Here is a 20,065-nt window from a genome sequence, read left to right as displayed (position 1 = left end):
TCCGGACCCCTGCCTGTGATTTGCCATAACGGCAAAGACTATGACAATTTCTCTAATTGTAGAGAAAGCTATGTGGCTTCTAGAATTCCCGACTTGCCCATCCCCGCCTGTCCAGGAGCCGCCATGTCCGCCGCCGCGATCACCCCACGCCCGTTCGAACTGCCCTGTCCGGATCTCGCCGCCGAACGCGCCGGCAACACCGGCACCCCAGGCGTCTGGCATTTCGACTCGGGCGAACCGGGGCGGCACGTGCTGCTCACCGCGCTCATCCATGGCAACGAGCTGTGCGGCGCCTGGGCGCTCAAGACGCTGCTCGCCTCGGGACTGCGGCCGCGCCGCGGCACGCTGACCCTGGCCTTCTGCAACCTGGCTGCCTTCGACCGCTTCGACCCGCAGAATTACCTGCGCTCGCGCTTCGTGGACGAGGACATGAACCGCGTCTGGAGCGACGACAAGCTGGCCGACGCGGGCACCCAGGAGCGCCGCCGCGCGGCCGAGCTGCTGCCCTGGGTGCAGCGCGCCGACTGGCTGCTGGACTTCCATTCCATGAGCAACTCCGAAGTCCCGCTGCAGATGACGGGCCTGCAGCAGCGCAACATCGACCTGGCCCTGGAGCTGGGCAACCCGCAGTACCTGATCGCCGATGCCGGCCATGCCGCGGGCGTGCGCATGCGCGATTACGGCAGGTTCGGCGAACCGGGCGACAACGGCACGCGCTCGCTGCTGATCGAGTGCGGCTTCCACGGCGCCCCCTCGGCCCGCGCCGTGGCCGAGGACATGATGGCCCGCTTCCTGGTGAAGTCGGGCGCGCTGGACCAGGCCGACATTCCCGCGGCCTGGCTGGCGCCCGCGGCCCCGCGCCAGCAGGCGCTGCGCGTGACCGACGCCATCGCCGCCACCGGCACCGACTTCCGCTTCGCCGAACCCTGGAAGGGCCTGGAATCCATTCCGCAGCAGGGCACGGTCATCGGCTGGAACGAAGGCGTGCCGGTGCGCACCCCCTACGACGATTGCGTGCTCATCATGCCGTCGCTGGCCAATGTGCGGCCCGGCGTCACGGTGCTGCGCCTCGCGCAACCCATCGCCTGAACCCGGGCCATCACGAACAACAGTCCAAGGAGAAAACCGCAATGAGCACCCCGCTTTCCCGCCTGCGCGCCGCTGCGCTGGCCGTGCTGGCCGGCGCGGCGTCCTGTGCGCAGGCCCAGGCCGACGACACCCTGCGCATCGCGCTGGCATCCGAGCCGACGGCCATGGATCCGCACTACCACCAGGCAACGCCCAACAACGCCCTGGCGGCGCATGTCTTCGAGACCCTGGTCGCCCAGGACGCAAGAATGAACCTGGTGCCGCAGCTCGCCACGTCGTGGCGCACGCTGGACGACAACACCTGGGAATTCAAGCTGCGCGAGGGGGTGAAATTCTCCAACGGCGAGCCGTTCACGGCCCAGGACGTGATCTTCACCTTCTGCCGCGTGATGAACAACGAGCAGGCGATCGGCGGCTCGTTCGAGACCATCGTGCAGAAGTTCGAATCGATCGAGACGCCCGACGCCCATACGCTGCGCATCCACACCAAGCGGCCCTATCCGCTGCTGGCCAACGACCTGACCCGCACCGGCATCCTCTGGAGCGGCATCGCGCAGCACGAGACCATACGGTTCGACCTGCAGAACCAGTGCGGCGTGACGGGCCCCTGGCCCGCGGTGGCCGACTTCAACAGCGGCAAGAACGCCATCGGCACCGGCCCCTACACCCTCAAGTCCTACACCAAGGGCACCGGCATCGACCTGGTGCGCAATGAAGACTACTGGGGCGAGAAGCCGGCCTGGCGCACGGTGCACCTGGCGCCGGTGCCCAGCGCCGGCCCGCGCCTGACCGGACTGCTGGCGGGCGACTTCGATGTGATAGAGAGCCCCGCTGCGCGCGACATCGCGCGCATCAAGAACACGCCCGGGTTCGGCTACGTCATGACGCCGTCGGTGCGGGTGATCTACTTCCAGCCCGACGTGGGGCGCAGCGCCAGCCCGCTGGTGAAGGCCGCCGACGGCAGGAACCCGCTGCAGGACGTGCGCGTGCGGCGCGCCATCTCGATGGCCATCGACCGCAAGGCCATCGTCGCGCGCATCATGGATGGCATGGCCACGCCGGCATACCAGTTCCTGCCGGACGGCATGTCCGGCACCCTGCCCAACCCGCCGGAGCTCGCATACGACCCCGAAGGCGCGAAGAAGCTGCTGGCGCAGGCCGGCTACCCCGACGGCTTCGAACTCACCCTCTCGGCCACCAATGACCGCTACATCAACGACGGGCAGATCGTGCAGGCCGTGGCGCAGTTCCTGTCGCGGGTCGGCATCAAGACGCACGTCGACGCCATGACGCGCTCGGTGTACTTCCCCAGGCGGGCCAAGCGGGAGTTCAGCTTCGCCCTGGGCGGCTGGGCCTCGGAAACCGGCGAGGCCTCGTCCTTCCTGCAGTACTGGGTCACCTCCTATGCGCCCGAGCTGGGCATGGGCACCAGCAACTACGGCCGCTACAGCAATCCCGAGCTCGATGCCGTCTTCCGCAAGGCCATGGGCACGATGGATCCGGCCGAGCGCGAGAAGCTGCTGCAGCAGTCGCTCACCCTGGCCCTCGCCGACCTGCCCGCCATCCCGCTGCACTTCGAGAGCACGCTCTGGGCGTTCCGCAAGGGCCTCACGTACGAAGGCCGCGCCGACCAGTACACTCTCGCTTCTTCTGTAAAGCCCGCGCCCTGACGCGCCGGCGCCCCATGCTGTAAGACAGGAAATACGTCAACGTGGCCTTGTTCATCTTGCGCAGGCTCATCCAGAGCCTGTTCGTCCTGCTGGCCGTCTCGGTCGTGGTGTTCTTCGCCGTCTACGCGGTGGGCGACCCGATCGAACTGCTGGTGAGCCCCGAAGCCAGCCAGGAAGCCCGCGAGGCGATGATCGCGCGCCTGGGCCTGGACCTGCCCGTATGGCAGCAATACGCCAACTTCCTGTGGCGCGCGCTGCATGGCGACCTCGGCACCTCGTTCGTGCACGGCATCCCCGCCATACAGCTGATCGTGCAGCGCATCCCCGCCACCTTCGAGCTGGTGGTGGTGGCCATCACCCTGACCTGCGTGATCGGCATCCCGCTCGGCCTGGTGGCCGGCCTGTACCGCGACGAGCCGCTGGGCCGCGGCATCATGGCGACGTCGGTGCTGGGCTATTCGCTGCCGAACTTCTGGCAGGGAATGATGCTGATCCTGCTGTTCTCGGTCTGGCTGGGCTGGCTGCCCGCCTCCGGACGCGGCGACACCGTCGAGGTGCTGGGCGTGCCCATCTCCCTGCTCACGGCAGACGGCTGGCCGCACGTGATCATGCCCGCCATCAACCTGGCCCTGGCCAACATCGCCCTGGTATTGCGGCTCACGGCCACGGGCGTGGTCGAGGCGCGCTCGCAGGACTACGTGAAGTTCGCGCGGGCCAAGGGCGTGCGCCCCGGCCGCATCGTACGCCGCCACATCCTGCGCAACATCCTGATCCCGGTGGTCACCGTGATCGGCATGGAATTCGGCAGCCTCATCGCCTACTCCACCATCACCGAGACCGTGTTCGCCTGGCCCGGCATGGGCAAGCTGCTCATCGACAGCGTCTACCAGCTCGACCGCCCCGTGGTGGTGGCCTACGTGATGCTGGTAACCCTGATCTTCGTCGTCATCAACCTCGTCGTCGACATCCTGTACGCGGCGCTCGATCCGCGCGTGCAACTGGTCGCGCCCGCCCAGTAAGAGCACACAACCATGCAAGATTCCCTCAACACCGCACGCACGCGCACGGCCCAGCCGCTGGCCGACACGCCGCAGCGCGCCCGCATCATCAAGAAGCTGCGCAGCCGCCCCACGGTGCGCGGCGCCGGCCTGGCCCTGCTGGCGCTGGTGCTGCTGGTGCTGCTGGCCCCCTTCTTCGCGCCGCAGAATCCGTACGACCTCGCCAGCCTGAACCTGCTGGACGGGCGCCTGGCGCCGGGCGCCGAGTCCATGGACGGCATCACCTACTGGCTGGGCACCGACGACCAGGGGCGCGACATGCTCAGCGCCATCCTGTATGGCCTGCGCATCAGCCTGATGGTGGGCCTGACGGCGGTGGCGCTGGCCACCGTGATCGGCAGCCTGGTGGGCCTGCTGGCCGCCTATGCGGGCGGCTTCGTCGACGCCGTGCTGATGCGCATCGTGGACTTCATCCTGGGCTTTCCGACCATCCTGGTGGCGCTGGTGCTGCTGGCCATGATGGGCCGCGGCGTGGACAAGGTCATCCTCGCGCTGGTCATCGTGCAATGGGCCCACTATGCGCGCATCATGCGCGGCCGCGCACTGCAGGAGCGCCGCAAGGAATACGTGGAGGCCGCCGCCAACCTGGGCTTTCCGGCCTGGCGCATCATGCTGTTCCACCTGCTGCCCAACTGCCTGGGCCCGGTGCTGGTGTTCGCCACCATCCAGATCGCCAATGCCATCGTGCTGGAAGCCACGCTGTCGTTCCTGGGCGTCGGGGTGCCCGTCACCGAACCGTCGCTGGGGCTGCTGATCGCCAACGGCTTCCAGTACCTGCTGTCGGGCGACTACTGGATCAGCATGTTCCCCGGCCTGGCGCTGCTGGTGCTCATCCTCACCATCAACATCGTGGGCGATCGCCTGCGCGAAGCCCTGGACCCGCGACGAGCATGACCCGAACGAACGAACTGATCCTGGACGTGCGCGGCCTGCGCACCGCATTCCATACGGAAGCCGGCGCCTGGCCGGCGGTCGACGGCGTGGACCTCAGCGTGCGCCGCGGCGAGATCCTGGGGCTGGTGGGCGAGTCGGGCTCCGGCAAGTCCGTCACCGGCTTCTCCCTGCTGGGCCTGATAGACCCGCCGGGCGAGGTGGTGGCCGGCGAGATCCGCTTCAAGGGCCAGGACCTGCGCGGCCTGCCGGAAGAGCAGATGCGCCGGCTGCGCGGCAACCGCATCGCCATGATCTTCCAGGATCCGCTGATGACGCTGAACCCGGTGCTGCGCATCGGGGAACAGATGCTGGAAGCCATCCTCACGCATGCCGACGTGCCGCGCGCGGCAGCCCTGGAACGCTGCCGCGAGGCCCTCGAGATGGTGGGCATTCCCTCGCCGGAGAAGCGGCTGCAGAGCTATCCGCATGAGTTCTCGGGCGGCATGCGCCAGCGCGTGGCCATCGCCATCGCCATGCTCAACAAGCCCGACCTGATCATCTGCGACGAACCCACCACGGCGCTGGATGTGACGATCCAGGGCCAGATCCTCTACCGCATGCAGCAGATCTGCCGCGAGCACGACACCGCGCTGATCTGGATCACGCACGACCTGGGCGTGGTGGCCGAACTGGCCGACCGCGTGGCCGTGATGTATGCCGGGCGCATCGTGGAAACGGGCCCGGTCGACGAGGTGCTGGACGCGCCGCGCCATCCCTACACCCGCGGCCTGCTCGAATCCATGCCGGCCCAGACCCGGCCCGGTGCCCGCCTGCAGCAGATCGACGGCATGGCGCCCAGCCTGTCGGCCCGGCCGTCGGGCTGCGCGTTCCGGCCGCGCTGCCCCAATGCCGTCACCCGCTGCACCGAACAGGCACCCGCCCCCATCCAGGAAGGCGCGCGCAGCTATCGCTGCTACGCGCCCATCGCCCGCCCCATCCTCCAAGCATGACCGAAGCCCAAACCCCCGTCATCGAGCTGCGCAACGTCCACAAGCGCTTCGAACAACGCCCCGACGTGGCCCAGCGCCTGCTGGCGCTGGCCGGCCGCGCCGTCGACCGCCGCACGGTGCATGCCGTCAACGGCGTGTCGCTGAGCCTGCAGCGCGGCGAGGTCGTCGGCCTGGTCGGGGAATCCGGCTGCGGCAAGTCCACGCTGGGCCGCGTCGTGGCCGGCCTGCACCGGCAGTCCGAAGGCGAGCTGCTCTATCAGGGGCGCGCCGTCGACGGGCTGCGCGGGGCCGACCGCCTGGCCTACACGCTGGCCGTGCAGATGATCTTCCAGGACCCGCAGGCCTCGCTGAACCCGCGCCAGCGCCTGCGCCAGATCCTGGGCGAGGCGCTCAAGGTGCACAGGCTGGCCGCGCCGGCCGAGATTCCCGCACGGGTGGACCGGGCCCTGGCCGAGGTGGGCCTGGACCGCGAGTACCGCGACCGCTATCCCCACCAGATCTCGGGAGGCCAGCGCCAGCGCATCGGCATCGCCCGGGCGCTGATGGTGTCGCCCAGGTTCCTGGTGTGCGACGAGCCGGTGGCCGCGCTGGACGTGTCCATCCAGGCCCAGGTGATCAACCTCTTCATGGACCTGCGCGAACAGCATGGCTTCACCTACCTGTTCATCAGCCACGACCTGGGCGTGGTGCGGCACATCTCCGACCGCGTGGCCATCATGTACCTGGGCCGCATCGTCGAACAGGCCAGCGCGGCGGACATCTTCGCGCGCGCCAACCATCCGTATACGCAGGCGCTGATGGCCGAGATGCCCGACGTGAGCCGGCGCGGACGCAAGTTCACGCCCATCCGCGGCGAGATCCCATCCCCGTTGAATCCGCCCCCGGGCTGCACGTTCCATCCGCGCTGCCCCCACGCCATGCCGCGCTGCCGCGAGCAGCGCCCCGAACTCAAGACCATCGCCCCCGGCCACTGGTCGGCCTGCCACCTGAACGACACGTCCGCCTGAACACGATGAAACCCGCAGACCTCAGCAACGCCGAACGCCTGGCCCTGGAACTGGGCCATGCCGGCCGCAACGCCATTCCGTACGTCGACGAAGACCGCAACGCCGACCGTCCCTTCACCCTGCACACCTACCGGCCGTTCGGCTACACGCCCGACCGCCCGGTGGTGATCGTGCAGCATGGCGTGCTGCGCAACGGCGACGAATACCGCGATTTCTGGATCCCCGCCGCCGACCGCCACAACCTGTTGATCGTGGCGCCCACTTTCTCGAACGAGATCTGGCCCGGCGTCGAGAGCTACAACAACGGCCGCGTCTATACGCCGGCGGGCAACCCGCGCCACGTCGACGGCTGGACCTACGCCCTGCCCGCGCGCGTGCTGGCCGACATCCGCAAGGCGGAGATCTCCGACTGCAGCCGCGTCCACCTGTTCGGCCACTCGGCCGGCGGCCAGTTCGTGCACAGGCTCATGAGCAGCCAGCCGCATGATCCCTACCACGCCGTCACGGCGGGCAATCCGGGCTGGTACACCCTGCCCACCTTCGACCACAAGTTTCCCGAAGGCCTGGATGGCGTCGGCCTCACCGAGGAGCACCTGGTGAAGCTGCTGGCCTATCCCATGACCATCCTGGCGGGCGACCAGGACATCGCCACCAACGATCCGCACCTGCCCTCCGAACCCGCGGCCCTGCGCCAGGGCCCGCACCGGTTCGCGCGCGCCCACCATTACTTCGAGGCCGGCCGCGCCGAAGCCGCGCGGCGCGGCGTGCCGTTCAACTGGACGCTGCAGGTGGTGCCCGGCATCGGCCACGACGGCCGCGCCATGTCGGCCGTATGCGCCAGCCTGTGGTTCGAGGGCCGCATGCCCGACGCCGCCGAGATGGCGCGCCTGGCCGGCCAGCACGTCGCCTGATCCCGTTTCCGCTTTCCCGCGAGGTCTCCATGAGCACGTTACCCGATACCGATCAACTGGTCGCAGGCATCCAGGCCTGGATGCGCTGCGAATCCCCCACCAGCTCGCCCGCGGGCGTGGCGGCCATGGCCGACATGGTGGCGGAGCACGCGCGCGCGCTGGGCCTGAAGGCCACGGTCACGCCGCTGGGCGACCACGTCGGCCCGCTGCTCGAGGTGACCAACCGCGCCGAGGGCGACACGCGTCCGGGCATCCTGGTGCTGGCGCACCTGGACACCGTGCACCCCATCGGCACGCTGGACGACAATCCCATCCGCATCGAGGGCGACCGCCTCTACGGCCCGGGCGGCTACGACATGAAAGCCGGCACCTACATCGCCCTGTCGGCCATGGCGGGGCTGGACCAGCCCGGCTCCACCCGGCTGCCCATCGACTTCCTGATGGTCCCCGACGAGGAAACCGGCAGCCACGCCTCGCGCGTGCACATCGAGCGCCTGGCCGCCACGGCGCGCTACGGGCTGGTCTGCGAACCGGCACGCGCCGAGCGCGGCATGTGCGTGACCGCGCGCAAGGGCACCGGCATGCTGCGCCTGGGCGTCAAGGGCGTGCCGGCGCACGCCGGCGTGGCCCACCAGAAGGGCCGCAGCGCCATCAAGGAAATGGCCCACCAGGTGCTGGCGCTGGAGTCCCTCACCGACTACGAGCGCGGCATCACCGTGAGCGTGGGCAGCATCAGCGGCGGCACCGCCACCAACACCGTGCCCGAGCGCTGCCGCTGCGTGGTGGATTTCCGCGTCCCCGACATGGCGTCGGCCGATTACGTGCTGCGGCGCATGCGCGAGCTGTGCACCGTAGACCCCGACACCCAGCTGGACATCGACGTGGAGCTCAACCGCCCGCCCATGGTGAAAACGCCGGAAACCGCCGCCCTGCTCGACAAGGCGCGGGCCTACGCCCGGGAAGCCGGCTTCCAGCTCGACGACGCCCCCATGACCGGCGGCGGCAGCGACGCCAACTTCACCTCCGCCATGGGCGTGCCCACCCTGGACGGCCTGGGCGCCGACGGCGACGGCGCGCACACGCTCAAGGAGCACATCCTCGTCTCCACCCTCGAGACCCGCGTGAAGTTCTGGCACCTGCTGCTGCGCGAACTCGACTGAGGCGCAGAAGGTGTCAGACACCATCTGTACGTACAACACAGCAGGTGTCTGACACCGGCTGTACGTACAAAAGGTGTCTGACACCAACGTATCAGGTTTTGTTGAGCAGGGCCTTGAGCATGCCGAGGCGTTCCTTGGGGCTCATGGCGCGGGTGGCCTCGTCTTCTTTGATGCCGGGCTGGTCCAGGCCCATTTCCTCGATGAAGCGCGAGGGTTCGCAGACGCGGTCCTCGCGGGCGCGGCGGCGTTTGCGGCACCAGCTCAGGTGCAGGCTGCGCTGGGCCCGCGTGATGCCCACGTACATCAGGCGCCGCTCTTCCTGGATGCGCGTGGCCAGGACCTCGGCGGCGCGTTCCGGTCCGCCCAGGTCCTCGTCGTCCTTGCCGAGGTGCGGCAGCAGCCCTTCCTCGACGCCGGCCAGGTACACGTGCGGATACTCCAGCCCTTTGGAGGCGTGCAGCGTGGACAGCTTCACCGCATCCGGCTCCTCGTCCTCGCCGCGCTCCAGCATGGTGACCAGGGCCACGTGCTGCACCAGCTCGAACAGCGTCATGCCGTCTTCCTCGGCCTTGCGCTTGAGCCAGCCGGTGAGTTCCAGGACGTTCTGCCAGCGATTCTGGGCCGGCCGCTCCTCCAGGGTGTCGTACAGGTAGCGCTCGTACTGGATCGCGCCGAGCAGGTCGTCGAGGATGACGCCCGCAGGCTCGGCTGCGCGCGGGGCCGAGCCTGCCGTGCCGCGTCCGGCGCGCCACTGGATGCGCCGGATGAATTCGGCGAAGGTGCGCAGCGGCTCGAGCTGCCGCGGCGCGAGTTGCGCTTCCAGGCCGGTTTCGTCCACGGCGGCGAGCAGCGAGATCTGGCGTTGGGCGGCATACTGCCCCAGGGCCTGCAGCGTGCCCTGGCCGATGCCGCGCCGCGGCGTGGTGGCGGCGCGGATGAAGGCCGGGTCGTCCTCGTCGTTGGCCACCAGCCGCAGGTATGCCAGGATGTCGCGCACCTCGGCCTTGTCGAAGAAGCTCTGCCCGCCGGAGATGGTGTAGGGAATCTTCAGGTTGCGCAGCGCCTGCTCCAGCACCCGCGACTGGTGATTGCTGCGATACAGGATGGCGTAGTCCTTCCACTGCGCCTGGCGCTCGAAACGCGAAGCGGAAATCTTCATGGCGATGGACTCGGCCTCGTGCTCCTCGCTGTCCATGGGAGACACGGTGATGGGTTCGCCCACGCCCAGCTCCGACCACAGCTTCTTCTCGAACAGCTTGGGATTGCGCTCGATCACGCTGTTGGCGGCGGCCAGGATGCGCTGCACCGAGCGGTAGTTCTGCTCCAGCTTGATCAGCTTGAGCTGCGGGTAGTCGGTGGTGAGCTTGGCCAGGTTTTCTATGGTGGCGCCGCGCCAGGCATAGATGGCCTGGTCGTCGTCGCCCACGGCGGTGAACATGGCGCGCGTGCCGGTGAGCAGCTGCACCAGGCGGTACTGGCAGACGTTGGTGTCCTGGTATTCGTCGACCAGCAGGTAGCGCACGCGGTTCTGCCAGCGCGTGCGCACCGCTTCGTTGGCCGACAGCAGTTCGGCGGGAATGCGGATCAGGTCGTCGAAATCCACGGCCTGGTAGGCCGCCAGCGTGGCCGCGTAGCTGCGATAGACGCGCGCCGCCTCGACCTCGCTGGGCGTGGACGCAGCGCGATCCGCCGCGTCGGGATCCATCAGCGCATTCTTCCACAGCGAGATGATGGACTGCACCTCGCGCAGGCGGCCGCGGTCGGTGGTGGCGAGCAGGTCCTGGATGATGCCGAGCGCGTCGTCCGCATCGAGGATGGAGAACTGGGGCTTCAGTCCGGCATGCGCAGCCTCCTCGCGCAGCAGGCGCACGCCCAGCGCGTGGAACGTGCTGATCGTCAGGCCCTTGGCCAGCTTGCGGTCGACCAGGCCCTTGACGCGCTCGGCCATCTCGCGGGCCGCCTTGTTGGTGAAGGTCAGCGCCACGATGTTGCGACCCATGTAGCCGCACTCGCGCAGCAGATAGGCCATTTTCTGCGTGATGACCCGCGTCTTGCCGCTGCCGGCGCCCGCCAGGACCAGGCAGGGTCCGTCGAGATAGAGCACGGCTTCTTTCTGCGCCGGGTTCATCCCGGCGCCGATGGCGGATTGGCTTGCGGACATGCAGGTAACGTGACCTCGTTCGGTTGGGCGGCGGCGCCGGGGTGGCGCCGATCAGGTGGTGTCGACCCGTGGCGGCGCGCTCAGATTTCCAGCGGGTCGACCTCGAGCTGCCAGCGCACCCGCGCCTCGCCCGCCAGGTGCGGCAGCCAGGCGGACCAGGCTGCCAGGAAGGCCTGCAGCGCAGGACGGCTGGCGCTCTCGATCAGCAGCTGCGCGCGCTCGATATGCGCAACGCGCACCACGCGCAGCGGTACGGGATCGTAGCGCGTAACCAGGTCGCGCGCAGGCAGGCCGGCCTCTTCCGCCACGTCGCGGGCGCGCTGCAGGAACGCCAGCGCCTGGGCCAGCTCGCGCGCCTCGGCGGTCAGCAGCGCCTGGTAGGCAAAGGGCGGCAGGCCGATGGCCTCGCGTTCGGCCAGCGCATGGCGGGCGAAGCCCGCATAATCGTGGCGCACCAGCGCCTGGTAGACCGGTTGCTCGGGATACCCGGTCTGGATCAGCACTTCGCCGCCGCCCGTATGCCGGCCGGCCCGGCCCGAGACCTGCATGAGCTGGGCGAAAAGGCGTTCCGGCGCGCGGAAATCCTGGGCGAACAGCATGGAGTCGGCGTTGAGCACGCCCACCAGCCCCAGCCGGGCGAAGTCATGCCCCTTGGACACCATCTGCGTGCCCACCAGGATGTCCACCTCGCCGGCGTGCACGGCGGCGAACAGGGCCTGGGCGCTGCCCTTGCGGCGGGTGCTGTCGGCGTCGATGCGCGACACGCGCGCCTGGGGAAAGAGCTCGGCCAGATGCTCCTCGATGCGCTGCGTGCCGCGCCCCATGGGAGCGAGGTCCTGGTCGCCGCATTCCGGGCAGGCGCGCGGCACCGGCGCCTGGTAGCCGCAGTGGTGGCACTGCAGCCGGTATCCGGCCCCTTCGGCGCGATGCAGCACGGTGAAGGCGGTGCAGCGCGGGCAATGGCTCACCCATGCGCACGAACTGCAATGCAGGACCGGCGCATAGCCGCGCCGGTTCAGGAACACCAGCGCCTGCTCGCCGCGCTCCAGGCGCTGGCCGATGGCGTCGATCAGCTGCGGCGAGAGGCCATGGCGCATCTGCAGGCGCCGCGTATCGACCAGGCGGACCGTGGGCACGCTGGCGGTGCGCGCACGCGCGGCCAGCGCCAGGCGCAGATAGCGGCCGCGCTCGGCATGGTGCCAGGTTTCCAGGGCCGGGGTGGCCGAGCCCAGCACCACCGGTATGCCGAGGTCGTGCGCGCGCCACACCGCGAGGTCGCGGGCCGAATAACGCAGCCCCTCCTGCTGCTTGTAGGACGGATCGTGCTCCTCGTCCACCACGATCAGGCCCAGTTCGGGCATGGGCGCAAACACGGCCATGCGCGTGCCCAGCAGCATGCGGGCGCGTCCGCACTGGACGTCGGCCCAGGCCTGCACCCGCTCGCCGTCGGCCAGGCCGCTGTGCAGCACCGCCAATGCCTGGGCGCCCACCAAGGGTTCCAGCCGGGCACGCAACGCCTGTTCCAGCTGCGGCGTGAGGTTGATTTCGGGCACCAGCAGCAGCACCTGGCGGCCCGCCGCCAGCACCTGCTGCGCCGCATGCAGATAGACCTCGGTCTTGCCGCTGCCGGTGACGCCATGCAGCAGTACGGGCTGGAAGGCATGCAGGCCCGCGATGCGGTCCACCGCTTCCTGCTGCTCGGCATTCAGCGCGGGCGGCTCGTCGGGGGTGACGGGCGAGCCCGGCGTGCGCGCGCGCCGGGCTTCGCGCCTCGCCACAGGCCCCGCCCCGGAGCGCTTGCCCTGGTAGGCCGAGGGCTTGCGCAGGGGCGGCGGCAACACCGGCAGCATCACCTCGCCCAATGGACGCTGGTAGTAGTCGGCAGCAAAACGGGTCAGCCGCATCCAGTCCGGCGGAAACGGCGGCAGGTCGTGCAGCACCTGTTCCACGTCGCGTACCTGGGACGGATCCACGGCAGGCTCCCCCACCACTTCGAGCACCACACCCACCAGGGTGCGCCTGCCGAACGGCACGATCACGCGCAGCCCGGGCGCCACGGGGGCCGTGCAGCGGTAGTCGAAGGGGCCCGGCAGCGGCACGTCCAGCGCCACCCTGACCCAGCAGGCGACGGCCGGATTTCCCGCTTCGGCAGCGACGGCCTCAGCCATGACGGGGCGCATCGCAGCCGGGAACCAGTCCCGACTTAAAGTGAATTCTCGTTTTGAGCGCTAAGGTGCGCTCCTGATTCGGAGAACTCCACTTCTCCTCCGGGGCTGTGGATAACTTTGGGGAAAAAGACGGGAAGAATGACGGCATCGGGCAATAAGCTGGCCTACCACGATAGACCATGCTTATGCAAATTTCCTGTTTTCCCAGAAAAATCATATAGATATGGCGAATTCCGAGAATGTAAGGCAAGTTTTCGGGGTTTCCCCGTCTTGCTTGTGTGCTGTGCACAACTCGAGCGCAGACGCATGGCGCCAGGCGGCTCTACGCCGATAGCGCACGCTCACTGCCCATGAAAGCGAGGGCTGTAGGTGCGCACCTCGTCGACCAGCGCCGCCACGGCTTCGGGCGGCGTGTACTGGGAAATGCCGTGGCCGAGGTTGAACACGTGACCGCCCGCGCCGACCGTGCCGTAGGCATCCAGCGTGCGGCGCACCTCGGCGCGCACCGCGCCCTCCCCGCCGAACAGCGTCATGGGATCCAGGTTCCCCTGCAGGGCCACGGCGTCGCGCACCCGCTGGCGCGCGGTTCCCAGGTTTACCGTCCAGTCGAGCCCCACCGCATCGCAGCCACAGGCCGCGATCTCCTCGAGCCAGCCGCCGCCGCCCTTGGTGAAGACGATGACGGGCACGCGCCGCCCTTCGTGTTCCCGCACCAGGCCTTCCACGACCCGGCGGATGTAGGCGAGCGAGAAGCGCTGGTAGAGGCCGTCGGCCAGCACGCCCCCCCAGCTGTCGAACAGCATGACGGCCTGTGCGCCGGCCTCGATCTGGGCGTTGAGGTATTGCCGCGTGGCTTCCGCATTGATCTCCAGCATGCGATGCAGCAGGTCCGGACGGGCGTACAGCATGGACTTGATGAGGCGGTAGTCGTCGCTGCCCCGCCCCTCCACCATGTAGCAGCCTATGGTCCAGGGGCTGCCGGCAAAGCCGATGAGCGGCACGCGGCCGTCGAGTTCGCGCCGGATGCTGGCCACCGCGTCGAACACGTAGCGCAGCCGCGCCATGTCGGGCACGGCCAGGCGGGCGACGTCTTCTTCGTTGCGCACCGGATGCGCGAAGCGCGGCCCCTCGCCGGGCGCGAAGTCCAGCCCCAGCCCCATGGCATGGGGCACCGTGAGGATGTCGGAAAACAGGATGGCGGCATCCAGCGCGTAGCGCTGCAGGGGCTGCAGCGTGACTTCGGTGGCGAAGTCGGGATTCTGCGCCAGGCTCATGAACGAGCCGGCCCGCGCGCGGGTGGCGTTGTATTCGGGCAGGTAGCGGCCCGCCTGGCGCATCAGCCAGGTGGGCGTATAGGGCACGGGCTGGCGCTGCAGCGCGCGCAGGAAGACATCGTTCTTGAGGGGGGAGCCGGCCACGACGATCCTTGGAAAGCGGAAGCCGTGATTTTACGCCCCTGCCCCGCATCCGCGGCCGCGCGCGCGCCTCAGGGTTCGGGCGACGGCGCTTGCGGCTGCCCGCGATAGGGCGCTGCATCGATGCGGTGCTTGCGCATCAGCGCCCAGAAGGCCCGGCGGTGCTTGCTGGAGGCCCGCGCCGCCCGCGCCACGTTGCCGCCGTGCCGCTCGAGCGCGCGGCACAGGTATTCGCGCTCGAAGCCGGCCACCACGCGGGCCTTGGCCTCGCGGAACGGAACCGCCACGCCAGCCGCCCCTTCCGCCCCCGATGACGCCGGCCCCCGCCCCACGCCATATCCGGGCGAGCCTTCGGAGAGCGCCTCGAGCCGGGCGGACGCGGCGGACGGCCATGACGGCGCCGCCTGCGGCATGGTCGGCTGCAGGGCGCCGGAAGAAGCGCGCCGCCGCTCCAGCAGCCGCAGCATGCGCGCGCGCAGTTCTTCCTGGCACAGCGGCGCGGGCAGGAAGTCGGCCACGCCGAGCTCGAAGAGGTCGGCCATGGCCGGGGCGCGCACTTCGCGCACCAGGGCGATCACCGGCGTGGTGAGCACGGACCCCGCGCGCGACAGCGCCATGCGGACCCACGGCAGCGTGGCCGGTTCCACCGGCAGCAGGCAGGCGTCGTAGCGGCGCAGGCGCAGGGCTGCCGCGGCGATCAGGCCGGCTTCATCGCCGGCCGCACCGATGGCGAGGTCGAATGCGTCGAGATGCAGGCGCAGCGGCAGGGCGGGAACGGAGCCGGTGGCGGCAGACCCGCCCCAGGAGGGCAGGCCCGCCGGCCGGCCCGGAGCGGACAGAACCGCACATTCGAGAATTTCGCGCATTGCGTTTCCTGTGACGTGACGGACACAGGACGCAGCTTACGGGGCGCTGCCCGGCCCGGCTATGCGCAGTCGACGCACTGCGGCTCATACCTACGGCCCGACGCCACGGCCCCGCGAGGGCGGCGCCCGCGGCGCCGCTGCAGCAGGAACCGGCGAGGCGCGCACCAAAAGAAACGGGGCTGCAGCGGCACAATCGTGCCCCTGCAGCCCCGTGCGGCGCGGCCGGTGCGGCCGCGCGAGCGTCAGTGACGCGCCTTGGTCTCGCGCAGCCGGCGCGCGGCAGCGGCCTGGGCGGCCAGCATGGCCAGCTCGGCTTCCACCACGGCGATGTCAGCCTTGTCCTTGGCGTTGCGCAGGGCCTCCTCGGCCTTCTCGCGCGCCGCCACGGCGCGGGCCTCGTCGAGGTCGGCGGCACGGATGGCCGTGTCGGCCAGCACCGTGACGCTGCCCGGCTGGACTTCCAGTATGCCCCCGGCGACGAAGATGTTTTCCTCGCCTTCGTCGGCACGGACGATCTTGACCGTCCCGGGGCGTATGCGCGAAATCAGCGGGGTGTGGCCGGGCAGTATGCCCAGCTCGCCCGCCTCGCCAGGCAGCACGACGAACTTCGCCTCACCGGTGAAGATCGCTTCTTCTGCGCTGACGACATCCACATGCAGGGTAGCCATATCGGATCCTTATTGCAGCTTCTTGGCCTTCTCGAAGGCCTCGTCGATCGTGCCGACCATGTAGAAGGCCTGCTCCGGCAGGGAGTCGCACTCGCCGCTGATGATCATCTTGAAGCCGCGGATGGTCTCGGCCAGGGGCACGTACTTGCCCGGCGAACCGGTGAACACTTCGGCCACATGGAACGGCTGGGACAGGAAGCGCTGGATCTTGCGGGCGCGGGCCACGGCCTGCTTGTCTTCCGGCGACAGTTCGTCCATGCCCAGGATCGCGATGATGTCGCGCAGTTCCTTGTAGCGCTGCAGGGTCTGCTGCACGCCGCGGGCCACCTGGTAGTGCTCCTCGCCCACGACCTGCGGGTCGAGCTGGCGGCTGGTGGAATCCAGCGGGTCCACGGCGGGGTAGATGCCCAGCGAGGCGATGTCGCGCGACAGCACCACGGTGGAGTCCAGATGCTGGAAGGTGGTGGCGGGCGACGGGTCGGTCAGGTCGTCGGCGGGCACGTACACGGCCTGGATCGAAGTGATCGAGCCGGTCTTGGTGGACGTGATGCGTTCCTGCAGCTTGCCCATTTCCTCGGCCAGCGTGGGCTGGTAGCCCACGGCGGACGGCATGCGGCCCAGCAGCGCCGACACTTCGGTACCAGCCAGGGTGTAGCGGTAGATGTTGTCCACGAAGAACAGGATGTCGCGGCCTTCGTTGCGGAACTCTTCGGCCATGGTCAGGCCGGTCAGGGCCACGCGCAGGCGGTTGCCGGGGGGCTCGTTCATCTGGCCGAACACCATGGCCACCTTGTCCAGCACCTTCGACTCTTCCATTTCGTGGTAGAAGTCGTTGCCTTCGCGGGTACGCTCGCCCACGCCGGCAAACACCGACAGGCCGCTGTGCTGCTTGGCGATGTTGTTGATGAGCTCCATCATGTTGACGGTCTTGCCCACGCCGGCGCCGCCGAACAGGCCCACCTTGCCGCCCTTGGCGAACGGGCAGACCAGGTCGATCACCTTGATGCCGGTTTCCAGCAGTTCCACCGAGGGCGAGAGCTCGTCGAAGGCGGGAGCGGGCTGGTGGATGGCGCGCTTGACGTCCGACTTGATCGGACCGGCCTCGTCGATGGGACGGCCCAGCACGTCCATGATGCGGCCCAGCGTGCCGGTGCCCACGGGCACCGAGATCGGGGCGCCGGTGCCCTGCACCTGCATGCCACGGCGCAGGCCGTCGCTGGAACCCAGGGCAATGGTACGGACCACGCCGTCACCCAGCTGCTGCTGCACTTCGAGGGTCAGGCCTTTTTCCGCGTACGAGGAAGAGCCGTCTTCGACGAGGGTCAGCGCCTCGTAGATCTTGGGCATGCTATCGCGGGGGAATTGAATATCCACCACGGCGCCGATGCACTGAACGATGGTTCCGTTGCTCATGTCGATTCCTTGATATTTTGATGGGTGTCCGCCGGGTCAGACCGCGGCGGCGCCCCCTACGATTTCCGAAATTTCCTTGGTGATCGCCGCCTGGCGGGTCTTGTTGTAGACCAGCTGCAGGTCGCCGATGACCTTCTTCGCGTTGTCCGACGCCGCCTTCATCGCAACCATGCGGGCCGACTGCTCCGAGGCCATGTTCTCGGCCACGGCCTGGTACAGCAGGCCCTCGACGTAGCGTTGCAGCAGGTCGTCGATCACGCTCTTGGCATCGGGCTCGTAGATGTAGTCCCAGCTGTACGACGACTTGATCTCGGAAACCTGTTCGAGGTCGTCGCTGCCGGACTGGTAAGGATCGTCCAGTCCGGACGCCAGCGGCAGCAGGCGCAGGAACACCGGCTCCTGGCGCATCGTGTTGATGAAGCGCGTGGTGGCCACGTACAGGGCGTCGATGCGGCCCTCGAGGTAGTCGTCGAGCTGGACCTTGATCGCGCCGAGCAGGCGGTGGAGGTCCGGCTTGTCGCCCAGGTGCACTTCCTGGGAGACCAGCTTGGCGCCGACCCGGGTCAGCAGGCCCAGGCCCTTGTTGCCGAAGGCCGTGGTCTGCACCGCAATGCCGCGCTGCTGGAATTCCTTGAGCTTGGCCAGCGTGACGCGGCTGATGTTGGTGTTCAGGCCACCGCACAGGCCCTTGTCGGTGGTGACCAGCACCACGCCGACCGACTTGATGTCGCGTTCGACCAGGTAGGGATGGCTGTACTCGGGGTTGGCCTGCATCAGGTGCGCCGCGATCTCGCGCACCTTCTGGGCGTACGGACGGCCGGCCCGCATCCGGTCCTGCGCCTTGCGCATCTTGGACGCGGCGACCATTTCCATCGCCTTGGTGATCTTGCGCGTGTTCTGCACGCTCTTGATCTTGGTTCGGATTTCCTTGATTCCGGGCATTGCGCTTTCCTGTTGATTCGGCTTGGCGGACTCAGCTGGACTGTTCCGGCCCATCTCGCGCCGGCGGACCGGCCGCCGGCGCGTCAGACTGCTGCCTTAAAAAGCACCGTGCTTCTTGAAATCCTGCACCGCAGCCGCCAGCTCGGCCTCGTCGTCCTTGGAGAGCTCCTTGGTGTCTTCGATGCGCTGGATCAGGGCCTCGTGCTTGGCCTTGAGGTGATCCTTCAGGGCCTTCTCGAAGGCCAGGACCTGCGCCACGTCGACGTCGTCGAGGTAGCCGTTGTTGACGGCATACAGCGACACGGCCAGTTCCCAGACCTGCAGCGGCTGGTACTGCGGCTGCTTGAGCAGCTCGACCACGCGCTTGCCGCGCTCGAGCTGGCGCCGCGTGGCGTCGTCGAGGTCGGAGGCGAACTGCGCGAAGGCGGCCAGCTCACGGTACTGGGCCAGGTCGGTACGGATACCGCCGGACAGCTTCTTGATGACCTTGGTCTGGGCGGCGCCGCCCACGCGCGACACCGAGATGCCGGCGTTGATGGCGGGACGCACGCCGGCGTTGAACAGGTCGGTTTCCAGGAAGATCTGGCCGTCGGTGATCGAGATCACGTTGGTGGGCACGAAGGCGGACACGTCGCCGGCCTGCGTCTCGATGATCGGCAGCGCGGTCAGCGAGCCGGTCTTGCCCTTGACGGCGCCGTTGGTGAACTTCTCGACGTACTCGGCGTTGACGCGCGCGGCGCGCTCGAGCAGGCGCGAGTGCAGGTAGAACACGTCGCCGGGGTAGGCTTCGCGGCCCGGCGGGCGGCGCAGCAGCAGCGACACCTGGCGGTAGGCCCAGGCCTGCTTGGTCAGGTCGTCATAGATGATGAGCGCGTCTTCGCCGCGATCGCGGAAGTATTCGCCCATCGTGCAGCCGGCATAGGCGGCCAGGTACTGCATGGCGGCCGAGTCGGAGGCCGAGGCGGCCACGACGATGGTGTACTCCATGGCGCCGTGCTCTTCGAGCTTGCGCACCACGTTGTTGATCGTGGAGGCCTTCTGGCCGATGGCGACGTACACGCAGGTGACGCCCTTGCCCTTCTGGCTGATGATGGTGTCGACGGCCACCGCGGTCTTGCCGGTCTGGCGGTCGCCGATGATCAGCTCGCGCTGGCCGCGGCCGATGGGCACCATGGCGTCGATGGCCTTGATGCCGGTCTGCAGGGGCTGCGACACCGACTGGCGGGCGATGACGCCGGGCGCCACCTTCTCGATGATGTCGGTTTCCTTGGCGTTGATCGGGCCCTTGCCGTCGATCGGGGCGCCCAGCGTGTTGACCACGCGGCCCTTCAGCTCGGGGCCGACCGGCACGTCGAGGATGCGGCCGGTGGTCTTGACCGGGTCGCCTTCGGACACGCTGGTGTACTCGCCCAGAATCACTGCGCCGACGGAGTCGCGCTCGAGGTTCAGGGCCAGGCCGTAGACGTTGTTGGGAAATTCGAGCATTTCGCCCTGCATCACGTCGGACAGGCCGTGGATGCGGGTGATGCCGTCGGTCACGGACACGACGGTGCCCTGGGTACGGACATCGGTCGAAGCGCCCAGGCCCTCGATGCGGCTCTTGAGCAGTTCGCTGATCTCGGAGGGATTGAGTTGCATATTGACTCCTGGAATC

General features: G+C 68.6%; 16 protein-coding genes. 8 read left to right on the top strand and 8 right to left on the bottom strand.

What is annotated here, in order from left to right:
* Nucleotides 1-123: 123 nt before the first annotated feature.
* From ACYBYQ_RS01525 to ACYBYQ_RS01490, 8 genes are read left to right on the top strand one after another with little or no spacing between them, the layout of a single operon-like run.
* Nucleotides 124-1,089, top strand: a complete 966-nt coding sequence (locus ACYBYQ_RS01525) for a M14 family metallopeptidase (RefSeq protein ID WP_459616638.1) — start codon at nt 124-126, stop codon at nt 1,087-1,089.
* A 41-nt stretch (nt 1,090-1,130) separates the two neighbouring features.
* On the top strand, nt 1,131-2,759 hold the full coding sequence (locus ACYBYQ_RS01520) for an ABC transporter substrate-binding protein (RefSeq protein ID WP_459616637.1): 1,629 nt from the start codon (nt 1,131-1,133) through the stop codon (nt 2,757-2,759).
* Between the two features lie 41 nt (nt 2,760-2,800).
* Nucleotides 2,801-3,778 carry an ABC transporter permease gene (locus ACYBYQ_RS01515; protein WP_459616636.1) on the top strand — a complete coding sequence of 326 codons (978 nt, stop codon included), beginning with the start codon at nt 2,801-2,803 and terminating at the stop codon, nt 3,776-3,778.
* Nucleotides 3,779-3,790: 12 nt separating this feature from the next.
* The gene (locus ACYBYQ_RS01510; protein WP_459616635.1) at nt 3,791-4,711 is read left to right on the top strand and encodes an ABC transporter permease; all 921 of its coding nucleotides are present in this window, start codon (nt 3,791-3,793) and stop codon (nt 4,709-4,711) included.
* Nucleotides 4,708-5,700, top strand: coding sequence for an ABC transporter ATP-binding protein (locus tag ACYBYQ_RS01505; RefSeq protein WP_459616634.1), 993 nt, complete (start codon nt 4,708-4,710; stop codon nt 5,698-5,700). Before ACYBYQ_RS01510 ends, ACYBYQ_RS01505 begins: the two co-directional genes overlap by 4 nt.
* Nucleotides 5,697-6,707: an ABC transporter ATP-binding protein gene (locus tag ACYBYQ_RS01500; protein ID WP_459616633.1), complete on the top strand. Its 1,011-nt coding sequence runs from the start codon at nt 5,697-5,699 to the stop codon at nt 6,705-6,707. Before ACYBYQ_RS01505 ends, ACYBYQ_RS01500 begins: the two co-directional genes overlap by 4 nt.
* A 5-nt stretch (nt 6,708-6,712) precedes the next feature.
* Nucleotides 6,713-7,618 (top strand): alpha/beta hydrolase family protein, encoded by a 906-nt coding sequence (locus tag ACYBYQ_RS01495; protein WP_459616632.1) that lies wholly within the window; start codon nt 6,713-6,715, stop codon nt 7,616-7,618.
* A 29-nt stretch (nt 7,619-7,647) separates the two neighbouring features.
* Nucleotides 7,648-8,778: a M20 family metallopeptidase gene (locus ACYBYQ_RS01490; protein ID WP_459616631.1), complete on the top strand. Its 1,131-nt coding sequence runs from the start codon at nt 7,648-7,650 to the stop codon at nt 8,776-8,778.
* 91 nt (nt 8,779-8,869) lie between these two features.
* On the opposite strand, the gene ACYBYQ_RS01485 is transcribed toward ACYBYQ_RS01490, so the two are convergent.
* From ACYBYQ_RS01485 to atpA, 8 genes are all read right to left on the bottom strand, one after another.
* Nucleotides 8,870-10,939: a UvrD-helicase domain-containing protein gene (locus ACYBYQ_RS01485; protein WP_459616630.1), complete on the bottom strand. Its 2,070-nt coding sequence runs from the start codon at nt 10,937-10,939 to the stop codon at nt 8,870-8,872.
* An 80-nt stretch (nt 10,940-11,019) separates the two neighbouring features.
* On the bottom strand, nt 11,020-13,107 hold the full coding sequence (locus ACYBYQ_RS01480) for a primosomal protein N' (RefSeq protein WP_459616629.1): 2,088 nt from the start codon (nt 13,105-13,107) through the stop codon (nt 11,020-11,022).
* A 341-nt stretch (nt 13,108-13,448) separates the two neighbouring features.
* Nucleotides 13,449-14,525: a uroporphyrinogen decarboxylase gene (hemE, locus tag ACYBYQ_RS01475; protein WP_459616628.1), complete on the bottom strand. Its 1,077-nt coding sequence runs from the start codon at nt 14,523-14,525 to the stop codon at nt 13,449-13,451.
* A gap of 68 nt (nt 14,526-14,593) precedes the next feature.
* The gene (locus tag ACYBYQ_RS01470) at nt 14,594-15,388 is read right to left on the bottom strand and encodes a helix-turn-helix domain-containing protein (RefSeq protein WP_459616627.1); all 795 of its coding nucleotides are present in this window, start codon (nt 15,386-15,388) and stop codon (nt 14,594-14,596) included.
* 242 nt (nt 15,389-15,630) lie between these two features.
* Nucleotides 15,631-16,056 (bottom strand): F0F1 ATP synthase subunit epsilon, encoded by a 426-nt coding sequence (locus ACYBYQ_RS01465; RefSeq protein WP_459616626.1) that lies wholly within the window; start codon nt 16,054-16,056, stop codon nt 15,631-15,633.
* A gap of 9 nt (nt 16,057-16,065) precedes the next feature.
* On the bottom strand, nt 16,066-17,469 hold the full coding sequence (atpD, locus tag ACYBYQ_RS01460; protein WP_459616625.1) for a F0F1 ATP synthase subunit beta: 1,404 nt from the start codon (nt 17,467-17,469) through the stop codon (nt 16,066-16,068).
* A 36-nt stretch (nt 17,470-17,505) separates the two neighbouring features.
* Entirely contained in the window at nt 17,506-18,411 is a 906-nt protein-coding gene (gene atpG / locus ACYBYQ_RS01455) for a F0F1 ATP synthase subunit gamma (RefSeq protein WP_459616624.1), read from the bottom strand.
* A gap of 96 nt (nt 18,412-18,507) precedes the next feature.
* Nucleotides 18,508-20,049, bottom strand: a complete 1,542-nt coding sequence (gene atpA / locus ACYBYQ_RS01450; protein WP_459616623.1) for a F0F1 ATP synthase subunit alpha — start codon at nt 20,047-20,049, stop codon at nt 18,508-18,510.
* Nucleotides 20,050-20,065: the final 16 nt, after the last annotated feature.

This window comes from Bordetella sp. 2513F2 (genome assembly GCF_054642735.1).
The sequence above is the reverse complement of the archived record's forward strand: the minus strand, read 5'-3'. Positions and strand labels throughout refer to the sequence as shown.